Genomic DNA, 261 nt, shown 5'->3' on the forward strand with positions numbered 1-261 from the left:
TCAGATTTACCGAATGTGAATTTATCAAGAATAAAGAAAATATATTGATTACAGGAAGTACGGGAGTTGGTAAAAGTTTTATCGCTTCTGCAATAGGATATCAAGCCTGTTCTCAAGGATATAGAGTGAAATATTATAATATCAATAAACTCTTTGCTAAACTAAAACTAGCAAAAGCAGACGGTTCTTACCTTAAAGAAGTCGATCGAATAGAAAAACAAGATTTACTCATCTTAGACGACTTTGGCCTACAAGAACTTG

At 32.6% G+C, this 261-nt stretch carries 1 protein-coding gene; it reads left to right on the forward strand.

Features of this window, described 5'->3' with window-relative positions:
• Positions 1–261, forward strand: a 261-nt coding sequence (locus tag FOF46_RS31160; protein WP_167572055.1) for an ATP-binding protein, incomplete at both ends; no start/stop codon positions are given.

This window comes from Aquimarina algiphila (assembly GCF_007489275.1).
GTDB lineage: Bacteria > Bacteroidota > Bacteroidia > Flavobacteriales > Flavobacteriaceae > Aquimarina > Aquimarina algiphila.